The sequence below is a fragment of the Gilvimarinus sp. 1_MG-2023 genome, from assembly GCF_030548285.1.
The window spans coordinates 1-283 of sequence record NZ_JAUOSC010000858.1; the positions used below are offsets into that span (position 1 = coordinate 1).

Below are 283 nucleotides of genomic sequence, written 5' to 3' on the forward strand. Positions count from 1 at the left end.
GCTCCATGATTGGCCTGAACAAGGATATTCTCTGTCAGTACGTTGAATACATCACCAACCAGCGTATCGCCGCCCTGGGCTTTGATCGTATTTTTGAAGCCCGCTCCAACCCGCTGCCCTGGATCAACTCCTGGTTAAACAGCGACAACGTCCAGGTCGCTCCACAGGAATCTGAAATCAGTTCCTACCTGGTCGGTGCTCTCGACAGCGAAGTTGACACCAACGATCTCGGCGACTTTGATCTTTGATGAGTCGTCCATACCCCATGAGTCAACCCCCGGAG

Annotated in this window: 1 protein-coding gene; it reads left to right on the top strand. The window is 53.0% G+C overall.

Annotated features, from left to right (window positions below):
- Positions 1–248, top strand: a 248-nt coding sequence (locus Q4563_RS19330) for a hypothetical protein (protein ID WP_442903806.1), incomplete at its 5' end; no start/stop codon positions are given.
- Positions 249–283 lie beyond the last annotated feature (35 nt).